This is a genomic window from Micromonospora sp. NPDC047812 (assembly GCF_040704175.1).
Classification (GTDB): Bacteria; Actinomycetota; Actinomycetes; order Mycobacteriales; family Micromonosporaceae; genus Micromonospora.
Window position 1 is genome coordinate 116634 of record NZ_JBEYRY010000005.1, and the last position, 18067, is coordinate 134700.

16 protein-coding genes and 2 pseudogenes are annotated in these 18067 nt (G+C 73.2%); 10 read left to right on the forward strand and 8 right to left on the reverse strand.

Going from position 1 to position 18067, the window contains the following annotated elements; translation table 11 throughout:
- Nucleotide 1 precedes the first annotated feature (1 nt).
- Nucleotides 2-415, forward strand: a complete 414-nt coding sequence (locus AB0883_RS20400) for a roadblock/LC7 domain-containing protein (RefSeq protein ID WP_366643011.1) — start codon at nucleotides 2-4, stop codon at nucleotides 413-415.
- Between the two features lie 87 nt (nucleotides 416-502).
- Here AB0883_RS20400 and AB0883_RS20405 read toward each other — a convergent pair whose 3' ends face one another.
- Nucleotides 503-1972 carry a GH1 family beta-glucosidase gene (locus tag AB0883_RS20405; RefSeq protein ID WP_366642749.1) on the reverse strand — a complete coding sequence of 490 codons (1470 nt, stop codon included), beginning with the start codon at nucleotides 1970-1972 and terminating at the stop codon, nucleotides 503-505.
- A 959-nt stretch (nucleotides 1973-2931) separates the two neighbouring features.
- Between AB0883_RS20405 and AB0883_RS20410 the strand changes: the two genes are divergently transcribed.
- On the forward strand, nucleotides 2932-5823 hold the full coding sequence (locus AB0883_RS20410; protein WP_366643012.1) for a glycoside hydrolase family 48 protein: 2892 nt from the start codon (nucleotides 2932-2934) through the stop codon (nucleotides 5821-5823).
- Between the two features lie 286 nt (nucleotides 5824-6109).
- Here AB0883_RS20410 and AB0883_RS20415 read toward each other — a convergent pair whose 3' ends face one another.
- Nucleotides 6110-6802, reverse strand: coding sequence for a DUF3159 domain-containing protein (locus tag AB0883_RS20415; protein ID WP_366642750.1), 693 nt, complete (start codon nucleotides 6800-6802; stop codon nucleotides 6110-6112).
- A gap of 84 nt (nucleotides 6803-6886) precedes the next feature.
- Here AB0883_RS20415 and AB0883_RS20420 point away from each other — a divergent pair, with 84 nt between their 5' ends.
- A complete protein-coding gene (locus tag AB0883_RS20420; RefSeq protein ID WP_121400815.1) occupies nucleotides 6887-7774 on the forward strand; it encodes a phosphatase PAP2 family protein in 888 nt (295 codons plus the stop codon).
- Between the two features lie 5 nt (nucleotides 7775-7779).
- On the opposite strand, the gene AB0883_RS20425 is transcribed toward AB0883_RS20420, so the two are convergent.
- The gene (locus tag AB0883_RS20425; protein WP_366642751.1) at nucleotides 7780-8232 is read right to left on the reverse strand and encodes a YbhB/YbcL family Raf kinase inhibitor-like protein; all 453 of its coding nucleotides are present in this window, start codon (nucleotides 8230-8232) and stop codon (nucleotides 7780-7782) included.
- Nucleotides 8233-8303: 71 nt separating this feature from the next.
- Between AB0883_RS20425 and AB0883_RS20430 the strand changes: the two genes are divergently transcribed.
- Entirely contained in the window at nucleotides 8304-9014 is a 711-nt protein-coding gene (locus tag AB0883_RS20430) for a maleylpyruvate isomerase N-terminal domain-containing protein (RefSeq protein ID WP_366642752.1), read from the forward strand.
- Between the two features lie 146 nt (nucleotides 9015-9160).
- On the opposite strand, the gene AB0883_RS20435 is transcribed toward AB0883_RS20430, so the two are convergent.
- Complete coding sequence (locus AB0883_RS20435) at nucleotides 9161-10045, reverse strand: DUF1028 domain-containing protein (protein WP_366642753.1); 885 nt, start codon at nucleotides 10043-10045, stop codon at nucleotides 9161-9163.
- 126 nt (nucleotides 10046-10171) lie between these two features.
- Between AB0883_RS20435 and AB0883_RS20440 the strand changes: the two genes are divergently transcribed.
- Nucleotides 10172-11146, forward strand: coding sequence for an LLM class F420-dependent oxidoreductase (locus AB0883_RS20440; protein WP_366643013.1), 975 nt, complete (start codon nucleotides 10172-10174; stop codon nucleotides 11144-11146).
- Nucleotides 11143-11934: an SDR family oxidoreductase gene (locus AB0883_RS20445; protein ID WP_366642754.1), complete on the forward strand. Its 792-nt coding sequence runs from the start codon at nucleotides 11143-11145 to the stop codon at nucleotides 11932-11934. The genes AB0883_RS20440 and AB0883_RS20445 overlap by 4 nt, the downstream gene beginning before the upstream one ends.
- Before the next feature lie 39 nt (nucleotides 11935-11973).
- Here AB0883_RS20445 and AB0883_RS20450 read toward each other — a convergent pair.
- Nucleotides 11974-12268: pseudogene (locus AB0883_RS20450) on the reverse strand (transposase); the annotation flags it as partial.
- Between the two features lie 8 nt (nucleotides 12269-12276).
- Nucleotides 12277-12555 (reverse strand): hypothetical protein, encoded by a 279-nt coding sequence (locus AB0883_RS20455; protein WP_366642755.1) that lies wholly within the window; start codon nucleotides 12553-12555, stop codon nucleotides 12277-12279.
- 247 nt (nucleotides 12556-12802) lie between these two features.
- Here AB0883_RS20455 and AB0883_RS20460 point away from each other — a divergent pair.
- A pseudogene (locus tag AB0883_RS20460) lies at nucleotides 12803-13009 on the forward strand (hypothetical protein); the annotation flags it as partial.
- 10 nt (nucleotides 13010-13019) lie between these two features.
- On the opposite strand, the gene AB0883_RS20465 reads toward AB0883_RS20460, so the two are convergent.
- Nucleotides 13020-13775, reverse strand: a complete 756-nt coding sequence (locus AB0883_RS20465) for an alpha/beta hydrolase (RefSeq protein WP_366642756.1) — start codon at nucleotides 13773-13775, stop codon at nucleotides 13020-13022.
- 506 nt (nucleotides 13776-14281) lie between these two features.
- On the opposite strand from AB0883_RS20465, the gene AB0883_RS20470 reads away from it, so the two are divergent.
- Genes AB0883_RS20470 through AB0883_RS20480 form a run of 3 tightly spaced genes read left to right on the forward strand, consistent with a single transcriptional unit; the run spans nucleotide 14282 to nucleotide 15924 of the window.
- Complete coding sequence (locus AB0883_RS20470) at nucleotides 14282-14626, forward strand: PadR family transcriptional regulator (RefSeq protein WP_366642757.1); 345 nt, start codon at nucleotides 14282-14284, stop codon at nucleotides 14624-14626.
- Entirely contained in the window at nucleotides 14623-15684 is a 1062-nt protein-coding gene (locus AB0883_RS20475; protein ID WP_366642758.1) for a hypothetical protein, read from the forward strand. Before AB0883_RS20470 ends, AB0883_RS20475 begins: the two co-directional genes overlap by 4 nt.
- 54 nt (nucleotides 15685-15738) lie before the next feature.
- Nucleotides 15739-15924, forward strand: a complete 186-nt coding sequence (locus tag AB0883_RS20480) for a hypothetical protein (protein WP_366642759.1) — start codon at nucleotides 15739-15741, stop codon at nucleotides 15922-15924.
- A 69-nt stretch (nucleotides 15925-15993) separates the two neighbouring features.
- Here AB0883_RS20480 and AB0883_RS20485 read toward each other — a convergent pair whose 3' ends face one another.
- On the reverse strand, nucleotides 15994-17700 hold the full coding sequence (locus AB0883_RS20485; RefSeq protein WP_366642760.1) for a substrate-binding and VWA domain-containing protein: 1707 nt from the start codon (nucleotides 17698-17700) through the stop codon (nucleotides 15994-15996).
- Nucleotides 17701-18067 lie beyond the last annotated feature (367 nt).

Sequence of the window (18067 nt, forward strand, 5' to 3'; positions counted from 1 at the left end):
GTTGAGCCGGGAGGCCCGCGACCTGAGCTGGCTGGTCAGCGGATTCGCGGAGCGGGTGCCGGGGGTGGTGCACGCGATCGTGGTCTCCTCCGACGGCCTGCTGGTCGCGATCTCCGACCACCTGCCCCGCGACCACGCCGACAAGCTCGCCGCCGTGACCTCGGGGCTGATGAGCATCACCGCGGGCGCGGCGCAGATGTTCGACGGGGACATCGTCAAGCAGACGGTCGTCGAGATGGGGCGCGGCTACTTCCTGGTGATGCAGGTGCGTGACGGATCCATCCTGGCCACGCTGGCCGGGTCGGAGGCCGACATCGGTGTGGTCGGCTACGAGATGGCGCGGCTGGCCAAGCAGGCGGGGGAGATGCTCACCCCGGCGCTACGGGCGGAACTCCAGCAGGCGCTGCCCCGCTGAGCGGGTCGGCGCGCCCGCCCGGCGGGCCCGCCCACGGGGTCCGCCCCGGCGCCGCCGAGCGGCGCCAGGGCGGCTGTCGTCCGGGGGTCAGAGGCCGTTGGCGGCGATGACCTGGCGGTACCAGTGCGCGCTGCGCTTGAGCACGCGTCGCTGGGTCTGGTAGTCCACGTAGACCAGGCCCCAGCGCTCGTCGTAGCCCGCGTCCCACTCGAAGTTGTCGAGCAGGGACCAGACGTGGTAGCTCTCCAGCGGCACGCCTGCGGCCATGGCCCGGTGGACCGCGGCGAGGTGGTCGCGCAGGAAGGTGACCCGACCGGCGTCGTCGACCGCGCCGTCGGCGTCGAGGACGTCCGGGGTGGGCAGCCCGTTCTCGGTGACGGTCAGCGGGATCGGGCCGTAGTCGCGGGTCACCCGGGTCAGGATGTCGTACATCCCGTCGGGGTGGATCTGCTGCCAGGATGCCTGGGAGGTGGGCCAGCGTCCGGTCGTCGCGCCGTCGCCGGTGACGTAGTACGGCGTGTAGTACTGCACGGCGAGCAGGTCGACCGGCGCGGAGATGGTCGCCAGGTCGCCGTCGCGGATGCCGCGGACCAGCCGGCTGTCGGGGCCGAGGTCGTCCAGCACGTCCTGCGGGTAGCGGCCGGTGAGGATCGGGTCGAGGTAGAGGCGGTTCTCGTAGCCGTCGTAGAGCCGGGCGGCCCGGGCGGCCTCGGGCGAGTCGTCGGCCGGGTAGCAGGGGTGCAGGTTGAGCGCCGGGCCGATCCGGCCGGAGCCGGTGGCGCGGTGCGCCGCGACGGCGAGCCCGTGGGCCAGCTGGAGATGGTGGGCGACCAGGTACGCGGCGGCCGGGTCCTGCCGGCCGGGGGCGTGGTGACCTTCGAGGTAGCCGTTCTGCACCACCGTCTTCGGCTCGTTGACGGTGAGCCAGACCGGCACCCGGTCGCCGAGCGCGCGGAAGACGATCTCGGCGTAGTCGGCGAACCGGTGGGCGACGTCGCGCGACTCCCAGCCGCCGGCGTCCTGGAGGGCCTGCGGCAGGTCCCAGTGGAACAGCGTCGCCATCGGCGCGATGCCCCGCTCGTGCAGCCCGTCGACGAGGCGACGGTAGAAGTCGAGCCCGCGCTGGTTGGGTGCGCCGGTGCCGTCGGCCTGTACGCGCGGCCAGGAGATGGAGAACCGGTAGCTGTCCAGCCCGATGTCGCGCATCAGGTCCAGGTCCTCGGCGTACCGGTGGTAGTGGTCGGCGGCGACGTCGCCGGTGTCGCCGTTGCGGGTGCGGCCCGGCGTGCGGCTGAAGGTGTCCCAGATCGACTCGCCCCGGCCGTCCTCCTTGGCCGCGCCCTCGATCTGGTAGGCGGAGGTGGCCGCCCCCCAGCCGAAGCCCGGGGGGAAGCGCAGGCCGGCCGCCGGCGTCTCGTCGGGGCGCGGCCCGGGGCCGGCGGTCCGGTGCCCGTCGCCCGCCACGGCGGCGGCGTGTGTCGCGGTGCCGGTCGTGGTGGCGGGGGCGGTGGCGGAGAGCGCGGCGCCGTGGGGCGGGCGCGGGGTGGGCATCGACATCGGTTCTCCTCATGGTCTGCGTGGCCACCGCCGGGCCGGGAGCGCTCCCAGCATAGGGCAGGAGCCGCCGGCCGGTCGCCTCCGCCCGGCCGGTCGGGCGGAGGCGATCGGTGGCGGCGGAGGGGTGCGTCGTGCGCCCGTGGCGGCGGTGGGGGAGCGGGGGCGCGCGGTGGCGCCGGCGCTCGGGTGGCCGGCCGCGGGACGCGGGGCGCCGGGGCGCGGGGCGTCGACCGGGCGGTACGGCGGACAGCGGACGAGGCCGGTCGGAACGGCGACACGGCCAGTCCCGTCGGCCTCTTTTCCCATCGTGGCGGGGGGTTTAGTGTGTGGGGACGGGGGAGGGCAACCCCCGTCCCCACCATTGCTGCACACGCACGGGCGGAATTGGCGTCCTGTCGTGCGTGTCGCGCGGGAGCCGGGCCACGCGAGTGGCTAGAGGATCCACCTCCCTCCGTGTCGGTGGGAACGGCTGACGGCGGTGTCCGGGCTGGCCCGCCGTCAGCCCTCGGGCTGACTCCCCGGGATCCGTCGTCGACGGGTCCCGGGTGATCTTCTAATTGCATCTCCGTCGATGGAAGCGCTCCCATCGACCGATGCTGCGACTGTAACGCCCGTCACGACTTTGTGAAAGCCCCAAAACGAGATCGAAACATGTTGCTGCCTCGGTGCGCCTCCGGCCATTGTGGGAGCGCTTCCATGCGTGGCACACTGTCGCCACCGCGACGCGGAGCCAGATCGCGCAAGCGTGGGTCGCCGAGGGCAGCCGGTCGTCTCCGGTACGGCATCCGACGCAGTCGGTGGAGCAGCCGCCCCGCAGGGGGCGCCGCCCGCCGTACCCCGGCCTCGGGCCGGGGCGACCACCATCCCCGGGCGCCCCGCATCCCCGTTCGCGGGAGGGCGCCCCGCCGGGGCCCTTCGTCCCCGGCCAGGTCCGAGGAGACACCGCGCACATGAGAAATCTGGCAAGACGTCGCCGCCTGGCGATGGTCACCGCCGCCGCGCTCGCCGTCGGCGGGGTGACCCTGCCGGCCGGCGCCGCCCAGGCCGCCCCCGCCTGCGACGTGGTCTACGCGACCAGCGACTGGAACAACGGCTTCACCGCCAACGTCACCATCAAGAACCTCGGCGACCCGATCAACGGCTGGACGTTGAAGTTCGCCTTCCCCGGCGACCAGCGGGTGACCCAGGGCTGGTCGGCCAAGTGGAGCCAGACCGGCAACCAGGTCACGGCCACCAACGAGTCCTACAACGGCAACCTCGGCACCGGGGCCTCCACCAGCATCGGCTTCAACGGCACGCACGGCGGCACCAACCCGAAGCCGACGTCCTTCTCGGTCAACGGCGTGACCTGCGGCGGCACCCAGCAGCAGCCGCCGACGGTCGGGCTCACCGTGCCGGCCGGCCCCTTCGAGGCCCCCGCCGACGTGCCGCTGAGCGCCACCGCCAGCGACCCGGACGGGACCATCAGCAAGGTCGAGTTCTACCGCAACGGCCTGCTGGTCAACACCGACACCACCGCACCGTACGGCTACACGCTCGAAGACCTGCCCGCCGGCGCGTACACGGTGCAGGCCAAGGCGTACGACAACGCGAACCTGACCGCCACCGCGGAGAAGTCCTTCACCGTCACGGCGGCGTCCGGGCCGGTGCTGGTCGCCACCCCGTCGGCGGTGAGCGTGACCGAGGGCGGCAGCTCGACGGTCAACCTCAAGCTCAGCGCCGCGCCGACGGCCAACGTGCCGGTCTCCCTCGCCCGCACCGGCGACACCGACATCACCGTCTCGCCGGCCTCGGTGACGCTGACCCCGAGCAACTGGAACACCGGCGTGAACGTGACCGTCGCGGCGGCGGAGGACGCCGACACGCTCGGCGGCACCGCCACCGTCACCGCCTCGGCCACCGGCTACGCGCCGCTGGCGATCACCGCCACCGAGATCGACAACGACAACGGCGGCGGGGACAACACCTACGTCAAGCGGTTCCTCGACCAGTACGGCAAGATCAAGAACTCGGGCTACTTCAGCCCCGAGGGCGTGCCGTACCACTCGATCGAGACGCTGATCGTCGAGGCGCCCGACCACGGCCACGAGACGACCTCCGAGGCGTTCAGCTTCTGGCTCTGGCTGGAGGCCCAGTACGGGCGGGTGACCCAGAACTGGGCGCCGTTCAACAACGCCTGGAACGTCATGGAGAAGTACATCATCCCGTCGCACGCCGACCAGCCCACCGCGGGCGCCGCCGGCACCGCCCAGTACGCCGCCGAGCACGACCTGCCCAGCCAGTACCCGTCGGCGCTGGAGCCGAACGTGCCGGTCGGCCAGGACCCGCTGCGCTCGGAGCTGCAGTCCACCTACGGCACCGGTGACATCTACGGCATGCACTGGCTGCTCGACGTGGACAACACCTACGGCTACGGCCGCTGCGGCGACGGCACCACCCGGCCGGCGTACATCAACACCTTCCAGCGGGGCACCCAGGAGTCGGTGTGGGAGACCGTGCCGCAGCCGTCCTGCGACACCTTCGCCCACGGCGGCCGCAACGGCTACCTCGACCTGTTCGTCAAGGAGGCGAACGCACCGGCGAAGCAGTGGAAGTACACCAACGCCCCCGACGCCGACGCCCGCGCCGTGCAGGCCGCGTACTGGGCCCTGACCTGGGCCAAGGAGCAGGGCAAGGAGGCCGACGTGGCGGCCACCGTGGCCAAGGCCGCGAAGATGGGTGACTACCTGCGCTACGCCATGTTCGACAAGTACTTCAAGAAGATCGGCAACTGCGTCGGGGCCGCCACCTGCCCGGCCGGCACCGGCAAGGACTCGGCGCACTACCTGATGTCCTGGTACTACGCCTGGGGCGGCGCGTACGAGCCGAACCAGAACTGGTCGTGGCGCATCGGCTCCAGCCACAACCACTTCGGCTACCAGAACCCGTTCGCGGCCTGGGCGCTGACCAACGTCAACGAGCTCAAGCCGAAGTCGCCGACCGCGGTCACCGACTGGACCAAGAGCCTGGAGCGGCAGCTGGAGTTCTACACCTGGCTCCAGTCCGCCGAGGGCGGCATCGCCGGCGGCGCGACCAACAGCTGGGGCGGCCACTACGGCCAGCCCCCGGCCGGCACGTCGACGTTCTACGGCATGTACTACGACGTCGACCCGGTCTACAACGACCCGCCGTCGAACCAGTGGTTCGGCATGCAGGCCTGGTCGATGCAGCGCATCGCCGAGCTGTACCTGGAGACCGGCAACGCCAAGGCCAAGGCGCTGCTGGACAAGTGGGTGCCGTGGGCGATCGCCAACACCACGCTGGGCACCAACTGGTCGATCCCGTCGGACATGAAGTGGACCGGCCAGCCGACCACCTGGAACCCGGCCAACCCGCAGCCCAACACCAACCTGCACGTCGAGGTCACGGTGAAGGGCCAGGACGTCGGCATCGCCGCCGCCTACGCCCGTACCCTCATCGCGTACGCGGCGAAGTCGGGCAACGCGGCGGCGAAGAACACCGCCAAGGGGCTGCTGGACGCGCTGCACGCGGCCAGCGACGCCCAGGGCGTGTCCACGGTGGAGAAGCGCGGCGACTACCGCCGCTTCGACGACGTCTACGACGCCAGCACTGGCCAGGGCCTCTACGTGCCGCCGGGCTGGACGGGCACCATGGCCAACGGTGACCCCATCGCCGCGGGCAAGAGCTTCCTCGACATCCGCTCCTTCTACAAGAACGACCCGGCCTGGCCGAAGGTCCAGGCGTACCTGGACGGCGGCCCCGAGCCGGAGTTCAAGTACCACCGGTTCTGGGCCCAGGCGGACGTCGCCATGGCGTACGCCGACTACGGAAAGCTGTTCCCCAACGGCTGACCGACTCCTCCGGGTGGGTGGCGCGGCCCGCCCGCCCGGAGGCCGGCCGGGCGGGCCTGGGGGAACGGAGACGCCCGGTCGGCGGACGGCCTGACTCCCACGGTCAGGCCGGGGTGGGCCGGTCAACCGGCCGACGCAGCGGGGCAACCGGCCCACCCCACCGCACCCGGATATGCACCGGGTGCGAAAACGCCCGAAAAACCGGCTACCACGGGATCACGCGCGGGGCCGGGACGGAGTAACGTACGTCACCGGAGAGGCCGCTCCCCCCGTGGCGGCCTCTCCCTTACTTTCCCGCCGGCTCCACCGGCGCAGTGGCCGGCACGACCGGGTGGCGCAGCCCCGGGTGACCGGCCGGCAACGACCGGCGCACCACCACCCAGCTCACCGCGAGCACTGCCGCCACCAGCGGCCAGGACAACGCGACCCGGGCCACCGTCAGCGCGACCACCTGACCGCCGAGCCACAGCGGCAGGAACACCGCCACCCGCAGCACGTAGGACGCCGCCCAGACCCAGCTGCCCCGGCCGTACGCGCGCAGCAGCGCCGGATCCCGCCGCCACCGCGTCCGCTGGCCGAGCGCGGCGCCCACCACCACCCCGAGCAGCGGCCAGCGCACCACGATGCTGACCACCCAGGCGAGGGTGCTCGCCGCGTTCGACAGCAGTTGGACGAGGAAGAAGTCCTCGGCGCGGCCGGTGCGCAACGCGACCAGCGCGGCCACGCAGACGGCCAGCAGCCCGATCAGCACCGAACGCGGCCGGTCGCCCCGGTGCAGCCGCCAGCCGGCCAGCGCGGCGCCGGTGACCACCGCCGCCCCCACCCCGCCCCACAGCGAGTGCCCGCCGAGCAGCCAGCCGAGGGCGAAGGCCACCGGCGGCAGGCTGGCGTCGACCGCGCCCCGGCGCCCGCCGAGCAGGTCCGCGAGCGTCTCCGGCCGGTCCGCCGGGGCCGCCGCACGCTCCGGTGTACGCGTCACCGCACCCTCCTCACGTCCACCACCAACCTAGCCGTACCCGAGCGACAGGCCACCCGCCGACCGGGCTGCGCCTGCCGCTACGGTGTGCGGGTGCGAGCGACGGCGAGAGGTTGGACGGCAGTCTGGTTGGTCGTTCTGGCGATCGTCCAGGCGGCGGCCTTCCTCGCGGTGTGGCGGGTCGCCGTGCACGTCGAGATCGGCCAGTGGGTCGACACCGTCGCCCTGACCGGCAACCGGATCGGGCAGGACCGCATCGACGGTCCGGTGGACCGCATCCTCAACGCCATGTCGGTCGTCTCGCTGCTGGCGGCGACCGCGGTGATCGGCTTCATCGCCCTGATCCGGGGCCGGATCGCCCTGGCCGTCACGGCCACCCTGCTGATCGCCGGCGCCAACGCCACCACCCAGTTGCTCAAGTACGGCCTGACCCGGCCCGACTTCGGCATCGACCCCGAACGGATCTACGCCGGCAACAGCCTGCCCAGCGGGCACGCCACGGTCGCCGCCTCGGTCGCGGTGGCCCTGGTGCTCGTCCTGCCGCGCACGGTACGGGTCTTCGGCGCGTTCCTCGGCGCCGGCTACGCCGCGATCGCCGGGGTGGCCACCCTCTCCGCCGGCTGGCACCGGCCCAGCGACGCGGTGGCCGCGTTCCTGGTGGTCGGGGTCTGGGCGGCGCTGGCCGGGCTGGTGCTGCTGATCACCCAGCGGGAACAGGCGCAGGTGGAGTCGGCCGACGCCCACCGGGTCGCCGCGACGGTGCTCGGCGTCGGCGGCGTACTGGCGGTGGTGGCCTGCGGGCTGGCCCTCGCCTGGCTGGTCGACCTGCGCGGCACCGCGCCCAGCGAGCTGGCCCGCCGGCCCCTGCTCGTCGGCTACGCCGGCACTGCCGCCGGGATCGTCGGCACGATGGGCGTGGTGATGGCGCTGGTGCTCGCTGCCGTGCACAGGCTGGTGCCGCGGGTCAAGGGCTGACCCGCTCAGCGGGAGTAGGTACCGACCATCGTCCCGCTCGCGAGGTCCCGCTCGACGAGCAGGCGGTGCACCTCGTCCGCCCGCGGCGTCCCGGGCAGCTCCAGCGGCCGGTCCAGGGCGTAGAGCCGGAAGAAGTACCGGTGGGGATCGTCGCCCTGGGGCGGGTGCGGGCCGCCCCACCCGGTGGTGCCGAAGTCGTTGGGCCACTCGCGGCCACCCAGGGGCACGCCGCCCTCCGGCGACCCGGCGGCGCTCGGCGCGATGCCGGTGACCAGCCAGTGCAGGAACGGCGTCTTCCCCGCGTCCGGGTCCTCGACGAAGAGGACCAGCTCGGCCGCGGACTCCGGCACCCGCTCCCACTCCAGCGGCGGCGACACGTTGCCGCCCTCCTTCGAGAAGCGGCTCGGCAGCATGTCGTGGTCGTTGAACGCGGTGCTGCGCAGCATGATCCCGGCCATCCCTGGCGCTCCTCTCGTCGGCCCGGCCGCGCGTACCCGCCGGTGCGACTCCGAAACGGGCGAACCCCGGTGTGAGAGGGTCGACGGCGGAAGGTGCGGACGGGGGGAGGACCGTGGAGGGCGTACGGGCGGCGTTCCGGGACGAGTGCGAGCGGCTCGGCGAGGCGCTGCGCGGCGTCGACGAGGCGGATCTCGACCGGCCGACCGACTGCCGGCCGTGGACCGTACGCGAACTGCTGGCCCACGTACGTACCGGCGCGGGCCGCCTGGTCGACATGCTCGCCGCGCCCGCCCCGCCCCGCGCCGAGGTCGACGCCGTCGCCTACTACGGCGCCGCCAAGTTCACCCCGCCCGTGGACGCCGCCCGCGTCGACTCCGGCCGGCGGGAGGCCCGGGAACTCGACGGTCCGGCCCTGGTGGCCGACTTCGACCGGGCCTGGCGGGCCGCCCTCGACGCCGTCGACGCCGCACCGCCGGGTCGGGTGGTACGCACCCGCCACGGCGACGCGATGGCGCTCGGCGAGTTCCTGCGTACCCGCGTGGTGGAGGTCGGCGTGCACGGCCTGGACCTGGCGGCGGCGCTCGACCGGCGGCCGTGGCTGACGCCCACCGCGGCGGAGGTCGTCGCCGACCTGCTCACCGGCGGGCGGGCGGTCCCGCCCGGGCTGGGCTGGGACCGGCTCACGCTGATTCGCAAGGCGACCGGCCGGGCCGGCCTCACCGATCGCGAGCGGGCCGTCGTCGACGCCGCCGGTTTCCGCTGGCTCTCCTTCGGCGGCTGACCCGGGCAGGGCCCCAGGCCTGGCCCCGGGCCTGCGCTTGCCGTAGGGCCCGTGCCCGCCGCCCCGTAGGGCCCGTGCCCGCCGCGCGGCCCGTGCCCGCCGCCCGCTCGCCGGGCCCGCCGCGCGGGACGGGCCCGGCGAGCGGGTCAGGCGTCGGCGCCGAGCGGGTCCGTCTCCGGGCGCGGGGCGGGCACGTGCGGGGCGGCCTTGCGCAGGTGGTCCAGCACCACCGGGTCGATCCGGCCGGGCACCAGGCGCTCCTCCAGGTTCTCCAGGCCGGCCCAGGAGAAGAGCGCCTCCTCCGTCCGCGCCGGGTCGACCGGGTGGCCGAGCGCGCCCAGCAGCGCGCCGACCTCGGCGGCGACCGCGCCCGTCAGGTCGAGCAGGGTGGCCGGGTCGGGCCGGCTGAAGAGCAGGGTGTGCACGGCGAGCAGCCGGCCCAGCTCGGTCACCGGATCGGGGTGGTCGTCGACCCGCAGGTCGACCAGCACGTCGCCGGTGCCGTCGTACCCGCCGCCGCGCTCGACCACCAGCAGCCCGGCGCTCTGCCGGCCGCGCCGGTCGCCGCCGGCCCGGTCCCCGGCGCGCAGCGCGGCCAGCAGCCGGTCGGGGAACGGCAGCGCCGTCCCGCCCAGCCAGGCGTCCCGGACGGCGTCGATCACCTGCGGGCCGACCAGGATGTTGCCCTGCGCCGCCCAACCGTCCCCGGCCTGGCCGCCGGCCCAGGGGTGGCAGCTCGGCCCGGTCCAGGTCGCGCCGGCGCCGGTGGCGGCGACCACGCCGAGCTGGCGGTGGTCCCGGTCGGGGTCGGCGGCGACCAGCCCGGCCACCACGTCGGCGGCCGCCACCCCGGTGCGCAGCAGCGTCAGCCCCTGCGGTCGGTAGGCGAGGTTGACGTGGGCCTGGGTGGCGAGCGCGCCGACCTCGGCCTCGGCGGCCGGCACCAGCGCGCCGGCGGCCAGGAACCGGCTGGCCACGACGACGCCGTGCCGGCGGCCGTCGTCGGAGCGGGCGACGAGCGAGAAGGTCACGCCTGGAGACTAGCTCGCCCCGCTGCGTGCATATCCCTCGACTTCGATGCGTGTGGGATCCCCGACGGGATCTTGCTCTGCGCCACGGCGAGCGGGCACGATCGACCGATGACGACGCGTTGGGGCATGACCGTACCGCTGGACGGCATCCCGCTCGCCGAGCACGCCGCGGTCTACGCGGCCCTCGACCGGGCCGGATTCACCGACGTCTGGTCCTCCGAGGTCAACGGGGCGGACGCGTTCACCCCGTTGGCGCTCGCCGCCGCCTGGCAGCCCCGGCTGCGCCTGGGCACCGCGATCACGCCGGTCTTCACCCGGGGCCCGGGCCTGCTGGCGATGAGCGCGGCGGCGCTGGCCGACGCCGCCCCCGGCCGGTTCGCGCTCGGCATCGGCGCGTCCTCGCCGGTCGTCGTCCGCAACTGGAACGCCGTGCCGTTCGACGAACCGTTCCGGCGCACCCGCGACGTGCTGCGGTTCCTGCGCGCGGCGCTCTCCGGGGCGACCGTCGACGAGGAGTACGACACCTTCGCCGTGCGCCGCTTCACCCTGGACCGCAAGCCGGCCGTGCCGCCGCCGCTGCTGCTCGCCGCGCTGCGTCCGGGGATGCTGCGGCTGGCCGGCGCCGAGGCCGACGGCGTCATCCTCAACTGGCTGGCCGCCGCCGACGTGCCCCGGGCGCTCGCCGAGGTCGGCGAGCGGCGCCCCGGCTACGAGGTGGTCGCCCGGATCTTCGTCTGCCCGACCGAGGACGCCGCGCACGCCCGCGCCCTGGGCCGCCGGCTGATCACCAGCTACCTCACCGTCCCCGCGTACGCCGAGTTCCACCGCTGGCTCGGCCGGGAGGAGGTGCTCGGGCCGATGTGGCGGGCCTGGGCCGCCGGGGACCGGCGCGGCGCGGGCGCGGCGGTGCCCGACGACGTGGTCGACGCGTTGGTGCTGCACGGCTCGCCGGAGCACTGCCGCGAGCAGGTCCGCCGCTATGCCGACGCCGGCGTGGACGTGCCGGTGCTGGCCCTGCTGCCCACCCCCGAGCTGGCCGCCGGTGGCGCGGCGGCGCTGGCGGACCTGATCACGCACCTGGGCGGGGGTGGGTCGAGGTGAACCTCACCGACCGGGTGGTCGTGATCACCGGTGGGGCCGGCGGCATCGGCTCCGCCCTGGCCCGCCGCTTCGCCGCCGAGGGCGCCGCCGCAGTCGTGGTGGCCGACCTCGACGCCGACGCGGCCCGCGCGGTGGCCGACGGCCTCGGCCCGGTCGCCCACGCCGTCGGGCTGGACGTGACCGACGAGGAGCAGGTCCGCGTGCTGGTCGCCGACATTGAGCAGCGGTACGGGCGCATCGACCTGTTCTGCGCCAACGCGGGCGTCACCTCCGGCGGCGGGATGGAGGTCGACGACGCGGGCTGGGACCGCGCCTGGCGGGTCAACGTGCTCTCCCACGTCTACGCGGCCCGCGCGGTGCTGCCGGCGATGCTCGCCCGGGGCGGCGGCTACCTGCTGCACACGTGCTCGGCGGCGGGCGTGCTGACCTCGGTCGGCGACGCCCCGTACGCCACGACCAAGCACGCCGCCGTCGGTTTCGCCGAGTGGCTCTCCGTCACCTACCGCGACCAGGGCGTCCGGATCAGCGCGCTGTGCCCGCAGGGCGTGGACACGCCGATGCTCGCCGACGGGCTGGCCGCCGGTCACCTGGGCGCGCGGGTGGTGGCCGCCTCCGGTGCGGTGCTCACCGCCGACCAGGTGGCGGACGCGGTGGTCGCCGGCCTCGCCGAGGAGCGTTTCCTGATCCTGCCGCACCCCGAGGTCGCCGGGTACGCCCGCCGCAAGGCCGAGGACCCGGACGGCTGGCAGTCCGGCCTGCGCAAACTCGTCCGCCGCCTCCGTTCGTGAGACCCGGCCGCGCGGATCCAGTCCTCGACCGCGTCACTGCCGCGGCCGGCCGAGTTGGGCGAAGCGGCGTTCCACGACATTGCGCCTGCGGTGGGTCACCTTGTCGGAGGCTGGTGGCCTGCCGTCGGCGCTGTCCGTGGCGACCCGGCGGGCGACCCGGTCGTTGCGTTCGGGGATGACGGGCGGGATTCCTCGCTGCCGCGGGGCCCGAGGCGTCGAGTCGTGCGCGTAGCGCCGGTCGGTGATCAGCGCCTCTGGGTGCGTGCGGGGCCGGGCTCGTTGACCCCGGACCGCGTCCAGCAGCGCCAGGAACCGGGTTGTCCGTGCTGCCGCCGGTTGCCGTCACTGCGCCAGGTAGCCGGTAGCGGGGTCGATCTCGGCGAGGAAGCCGCGGATGGCCTCCTCCATCGCGGCCCGGCTCATCGGGGTACCGGCAGCCCCGGAGAGGCCGAAGCCGTAGTCGTGCGGCCCGCTGAGCCAGTCGAAGTCGTACGTGCCGGGCTCCCCGGCACGTGCCTGCACCCGGAAGTCGTGCCCGTCGACCGTCACCATGACGGGATCACCGGCGTAGCGGGGCGACTGGTCCTCGGGCGCGATGCCCGGCTCCGGCTCCCTGGTCACGGCTCCTCCTTCTCGGTCGTCAGGGCGAGGACGGGCTTCATCGTGACCCCTCGGGAAGGGGCCCAGGGACACGGGTGCGGCTGGTGCCGGCGGATCAATAGTCCCTGACCCGTTGACCGGCGGGGCGTGTCGCTCGGTCCATCACCACGATCCGACCCGGGCCGGTTCGTCACGGTGTTGGTCGACACGCCGTCGGCCTGACGGGCGTACGGCGTTGCGGCGGTCAGGCTGTGACGGTGGCAGATTCCAGTGCGGGCCGCTACGCACCTTCGTCATCGCCGGCTCGGGCCACCCCAACCAACCCGCGCTGATCCGTCCCAGCGCAGGTACCCGCGCTGGCGCAACGCCAACGCCCGCCACCCCGACGTCCTCGCGGCCCGACGTCGCGAACGCGCCCGTATCCGCAGCGAACGCCACCGACGGCTGGGGCCAGCCCGCCACCCAGGCAGCCTGACCCCGACGCCTCAGCCGTTCGAGGTCCTGGCACTAGCGCAGATGCCGGGCGAAGAACCCGGCTGCGTCCCCCCTGCGAACTGCGGGACGCCCGTGTGTCCGCCCATGTTGGCGTGCAGCGTCTTTTCCTTGGAGCCGAAGGCCTCGAACAGGTCCAGGGCTGCTTGCCGGTCGTTTCCTTCGTCGTCCCACTGCAGCAGGACGTGCAGCGGAATGGTGACCTGTCGGGCCTCCTCGAACATGCTGCGAGGCACGAAACTCCCGGCGAACAGCCCGGCGGCCACGATGCGCGGCTCGACCAGCGCCAGCCGGATGCCGACGGAGATCACTCCCCCCGAGTACCCGACCGGGCCGCCGATTTCCGGCAGCGACAGCAGGGCATCCAGGGCGGCCTGCCATTCCGGGACCGCCTCGCCGACGAGCGGGAGGATGAGGGCGTCGACAATCTCGTCGCTGACCGGCTCGCCAGCCTCCAGCGCCCGGCGCAAGTCGGCGCGGGCCCGCTCGGCGGCGGCCCAACGGGGCCGGTCACCGCTGCCGGGAAGCTCGATGGTGGCCGCGGCGAAGCCATCCGCCGCAGCGTGCCGGGCCCGCGCCACCAGGCGGGGGTGCATCTTGCGCAGTCCGAGCGGGGGGTGACCGAGCAGGATCAGCGGGACCGCTGCGGATGCGGATCCTGGCGTCCACAGGATGCCGGGGATCTCGCCGAGGGTGAATTCGCGTTCGATGACCCCGTCATCGAGGCGCTGCTCAGTAGTGAATCGCATGGTCGTGCCTTTCGGGGAGCGCTCACGAAAGGTGCTCCCGGACGACCTGTCGCCCGACCGTGACCCCGGAGGGGAGCACCCATGTCGAAACGTTCACGGGTACCACCTCCTCGGCCTCTCGCACGGTCCCCGCGAAACTAGCAGCGGCCACCGCGATCCGCCGAATGCTTTTCCGTGCAGGCTCCGTGGCCGGATACACCGACAGGGCGCATGCGGTCAGGTGGAGCTCGCCGATCACGTCCAACGACCTGGCCGCCGCGCTCCCTTCCTGCTCCTGCGGACCGGCGGCAAGCCGCTCACCGTCCAACCCGACGAGTCGCCACGGTGGAGCCCGGACATGGGAACTCCGGCCGCCACGGTGAGGCGGCGTGGGCGCACCGGGTCGACGAGCAACGTGCTCTGACTGTCGTGCGGCCACGCGGGTGTGCGCACTCCTCCGCATGCCGGACGTCGACTTCTGATATCTCGGCCTGGACGCATATCCTGCCTCCCGATATATTATGGCCATGGCGACTCGACCGATGACCGAAGCGGCGTTCTTCGTCCTGGCGGCGCTGGCCGGTGGGCCCTGCCATGGCTACGGCATCGTCAACGAGGTGAAGGGGTTGTCGCAGGGGCGGGTGCACCTGAGGGTGGGCACGCTCTACGGCGTGCTCGACCGGCTCGTCACCGACGGTCTGGTGGAACTGGACCGCGAGGAGGTGCAGCAGGGCCGGCTCCGGCGGTACTACCGGCTTACCGACTCCGGCGGGCGGGCGTTGGCGGAGGAGGCTGACCGCCAGGCCGCCAACGCCCGCGCGGCCACTGCAAGGCTCGGTGTGTGGCGGCCCGCCGCGGGCGGTGCGGCATGACGAGTCGCCTGGAGCAGCGGTACCGCCGGCTGCTGATGCTGCTGCCAGCCTCCTATCGCCGCAGGTGGGAGGACGACATGGCCCACACGTTCCTGGAGTGCGTCGGCGCGGAGGAGGACACCGAGGACGCCGCGTACCTCCGGGACCACGGCCGGCCGGACGGTCATGAAGTCCTCAGCGTCCTGACGCTTGCTACGCGGCTTCGACTCGGCGGCGTCGACGCCGAGCCGAGGTCGCGGCTCTGGGGCGATGCGATCCGTGCGGTGGCGCTGCTCGGCCTGCTCTTTCATGCCGTCATGGCGGCGACGGAAATAGGCGTCATGCCGTGGCTCGCCGACGAGTTTTCGCCACTGCCGTCGTCGCCCACCGAGCCGGCATCAGGCCTGCCAGGTGAAGCGTGGCGTCTGGCGTCCGATTCCGTTGGTCTGTTCGCGATCGCCGCGTTCATCGCGCTCGCGGTGAACCAGCCCAGGCCGGCCCGCTGGTTGGCGGTGGTGCCCCTCGCAGCGGCCTGGGTCGCCAGAATCTACGAGGCGGTGTCCCTGCCCGGTGGCACGCCCCCCGGCGCCTGGCTCATCGTGCTCGTCGACACGGCCCTGGTGCTGGCGCTGGTGGCGTTCCATCGGGAGGCTCCGCCTGTGCGCACCCGGACCTGGGTCCGTGCCTTCGTCGCCGGTGTCCTCCTGAGCCCTCTGCACGTCATCGGATTGTGGGCACTTCCCGTGGAGCAGGACGTGCGATTCGCGGCGCTGGACTGGCCGGGCCTGTGTGCGTTGTCGGTGTCCGCCGCGGGTATCGCCTACCTCGTCCTGCACCCGTCGGCAGCGGTCCGGGCGGCCCACTGGCCGCTGACTCTCCTGTTCCTGGGGCTTGCCGCCCTCGTGCTGCGCGGCGTGTCCATCGCCGATCACGTCCTGCGGGGCGGTGCGCCTGCCGCCGTGATGGCGGTCTGTGCTGCCGAAGCAGTGCTGCTGCTGGTGGTGTGCATGCCGCTGGCGGTGCTCGCGGGGCGGGCGACCCGGGAACTCCGCAGGAGCCCCGCCGACATGACGACGTGACACGGGTCGTCGCTGGCCGGCGACCCACTGAGTTGGGCGAGAGGAGACCCACTGATGACGGAACCTGACACGCCGCGCCGGACGCCGGATCCCGATGGCGCGGAGAGGTACCGGCGGTTGCCGGCACGCGTGAGCCTCGACCAGGTCGTGACCACTCAGGCCGCGACCCCGGCCGGCCTGCTGTGGCTGGCGAGCCCGGGCGACATCGGGGGCTGTGGCGGCGACGGCGACGGCGATTGACGCAGGGCGCCTCCGCACGGCTCGCACCCGCGGTTCCTGCCCGGGACGGTCGATCACGCCTGAGCGCCGCTAGAAACTGCTGACCAGCTTGACGAACGCGTCGTCGATCTTCGCCGGGTCGCGGGCGTCGAACGCCTTGCCCGCGGACGCCTTGGCGATCCGGTCCAGCGTCCCGAAGTCGGACTTCTCGTCGAAGGCGATGCAGAAGATCTTGATCGGTCGTTCCGGATCCAACGCGACATCCTTCAGCAGCCGGGCGAGGTTGTTGTCCTTGGTGTACTCGTTCGTGCCGTCGGTCAGCACGACCACCGCGTTGATCCGGGACTGGTCGTAGTGATCGAGCATGTGCCGGTGTGCCGCCCGTACGGTGGCGTACAGCGCGGTGCCGCCCTCGACGTGGAGATTGTTGATCTCCCTGGTGAGCGCCTTCTGGTCGAAGGGTGACAGCCGGACCTCCTCGCTGTACGGCGACTTCGGCCGCTGTCGGGTCTCGGACGAGAACGACCAGAGCGCGACCTTGTCCTCGGAGTTCAGGAGGCCGAAGCCCTTGGCGGCGGCCCTGGTCGCCACCTGGAACCTGGTCAGGTCACCGATCTTCGCGTTCATCGAACCGGACGTGTCGACGGCCACGAGGATGTTGGCCTTCTTCCGCAGCGTGCCCCAGCCGGTGAGGATCGCCTTGACCACGGCGGGATCCGGCGGGTCGAAGTAGGTGAGGTTCTCGGCCCCCCGCCCGCCGACGGCGGCGATCAGCGGGCCGGCCGCGTTCCGCTCGTGGTCGCGGAACCCGTGCCGGCTGAGGCTCTGCTGCTGCGGCGGCTCTTGGAGGAACTTCAGGAAGTCGGCGGCGGCGTCACGCTGCTCCGGGCTGGCCGAGGGGAGCACCACGTACGGGTGGTCGAGGTTGAACGTGCCCTCCTTCGGATACAGCGCGACCAGCGGGACCCTCGGCTTCTCGCCCGGGGTCGGGCTCAGCTTGCCCTCGTTGTACTGGTAGACCAGCTCCTCCTGCGTCACGACCGCGCTCATGTCCGTCGGGGTCGCCGTGTCGGCGCTGGACAGGTCCGCCTCGGCGCGGTCCTTCAACAGGTCCACGATGTCGTCGCTGTAGTGGGACACGTTGGCCTCGATGCGGCGGACGAACTGGGTCACCGCCGGGTTCGCGACGTCGCTCTCGGTCAGGTCGCTGGCCCGGTTGATGGCCGCGTAGTAGCTCGCGATCGTGGCCGCCAGCCCGGAGGTGGACAGGTTCGGGTTGACCTTGCCGAAGCTGAACCGCCCCCAGTCGGGGCGACCGAAGGTGGCCCAGCCCGTGCGCCCGGACGAGCCCAGGATCTCACCCCAGCCGAGTGGGCCCTGTTGCTGGAGGTGCTTGCCCTTCGACTGCGGCATGGCGATCACCAGCGGACTGTTCGCGATCGACGGGTACCGGCCGGGGGTCTGCGCCGGGCGTCCGGCGGCCTCGTCCAGCAACGTCAACTGCCCGGTCCACAGGCTCGACGTCGGCAACCACACCTGCGGCCGCGGCAGGTTGGGCTGCTTGGCCGCCCAGTCGCCGGCCAGCGCGTCCGTCGAGGCACCGGAGGCGAGGCCGTGCACGGTCACCACGGCGCACCGGTCGCCGAATCGCCGATCGCTCTTGTTGTAGCGCTCCGCCAGCTCGCCGAGCAGCACGTCCTTCTCGATCGACGCGCTGACCTCCAGCGGCGTGCACCCGACGTCCGCCGCCGGCCGGACGATCAGGTAGGCCGCCGCGATGACCGCGGTTCCGGCCACGATGGCCGCGGTGTACGGCAGCCACGGACGGGCAGTCGGTCGACCTGAAACCATCGGGTCCCTCCAGGGGTGTGGCGGCGGCGTCGGCGATGGCCTGCCGGGTTGACCGCCACCCGCAGCCGTGCCCGTCCCGGCCCAGGGGGACGGCGCCCCGGCCGCCCACGCCCGGCCGCCCGATGAGATGGCAGGGCACCGCCGTGCGATCACACGGACCCGGCGGCGCGGTGCCCGGCATCGCTGCCCCTGTCAGCCCAGCCATTGTGACTCCACCGAAACCTTGACGAGCCGCGCCGAGGCGACGGACGACAGAGGTATGGTGTCACGGCCCGCCAGCCCGAAAGCCACTCGCCTCCGGCGTGTCGTGCCG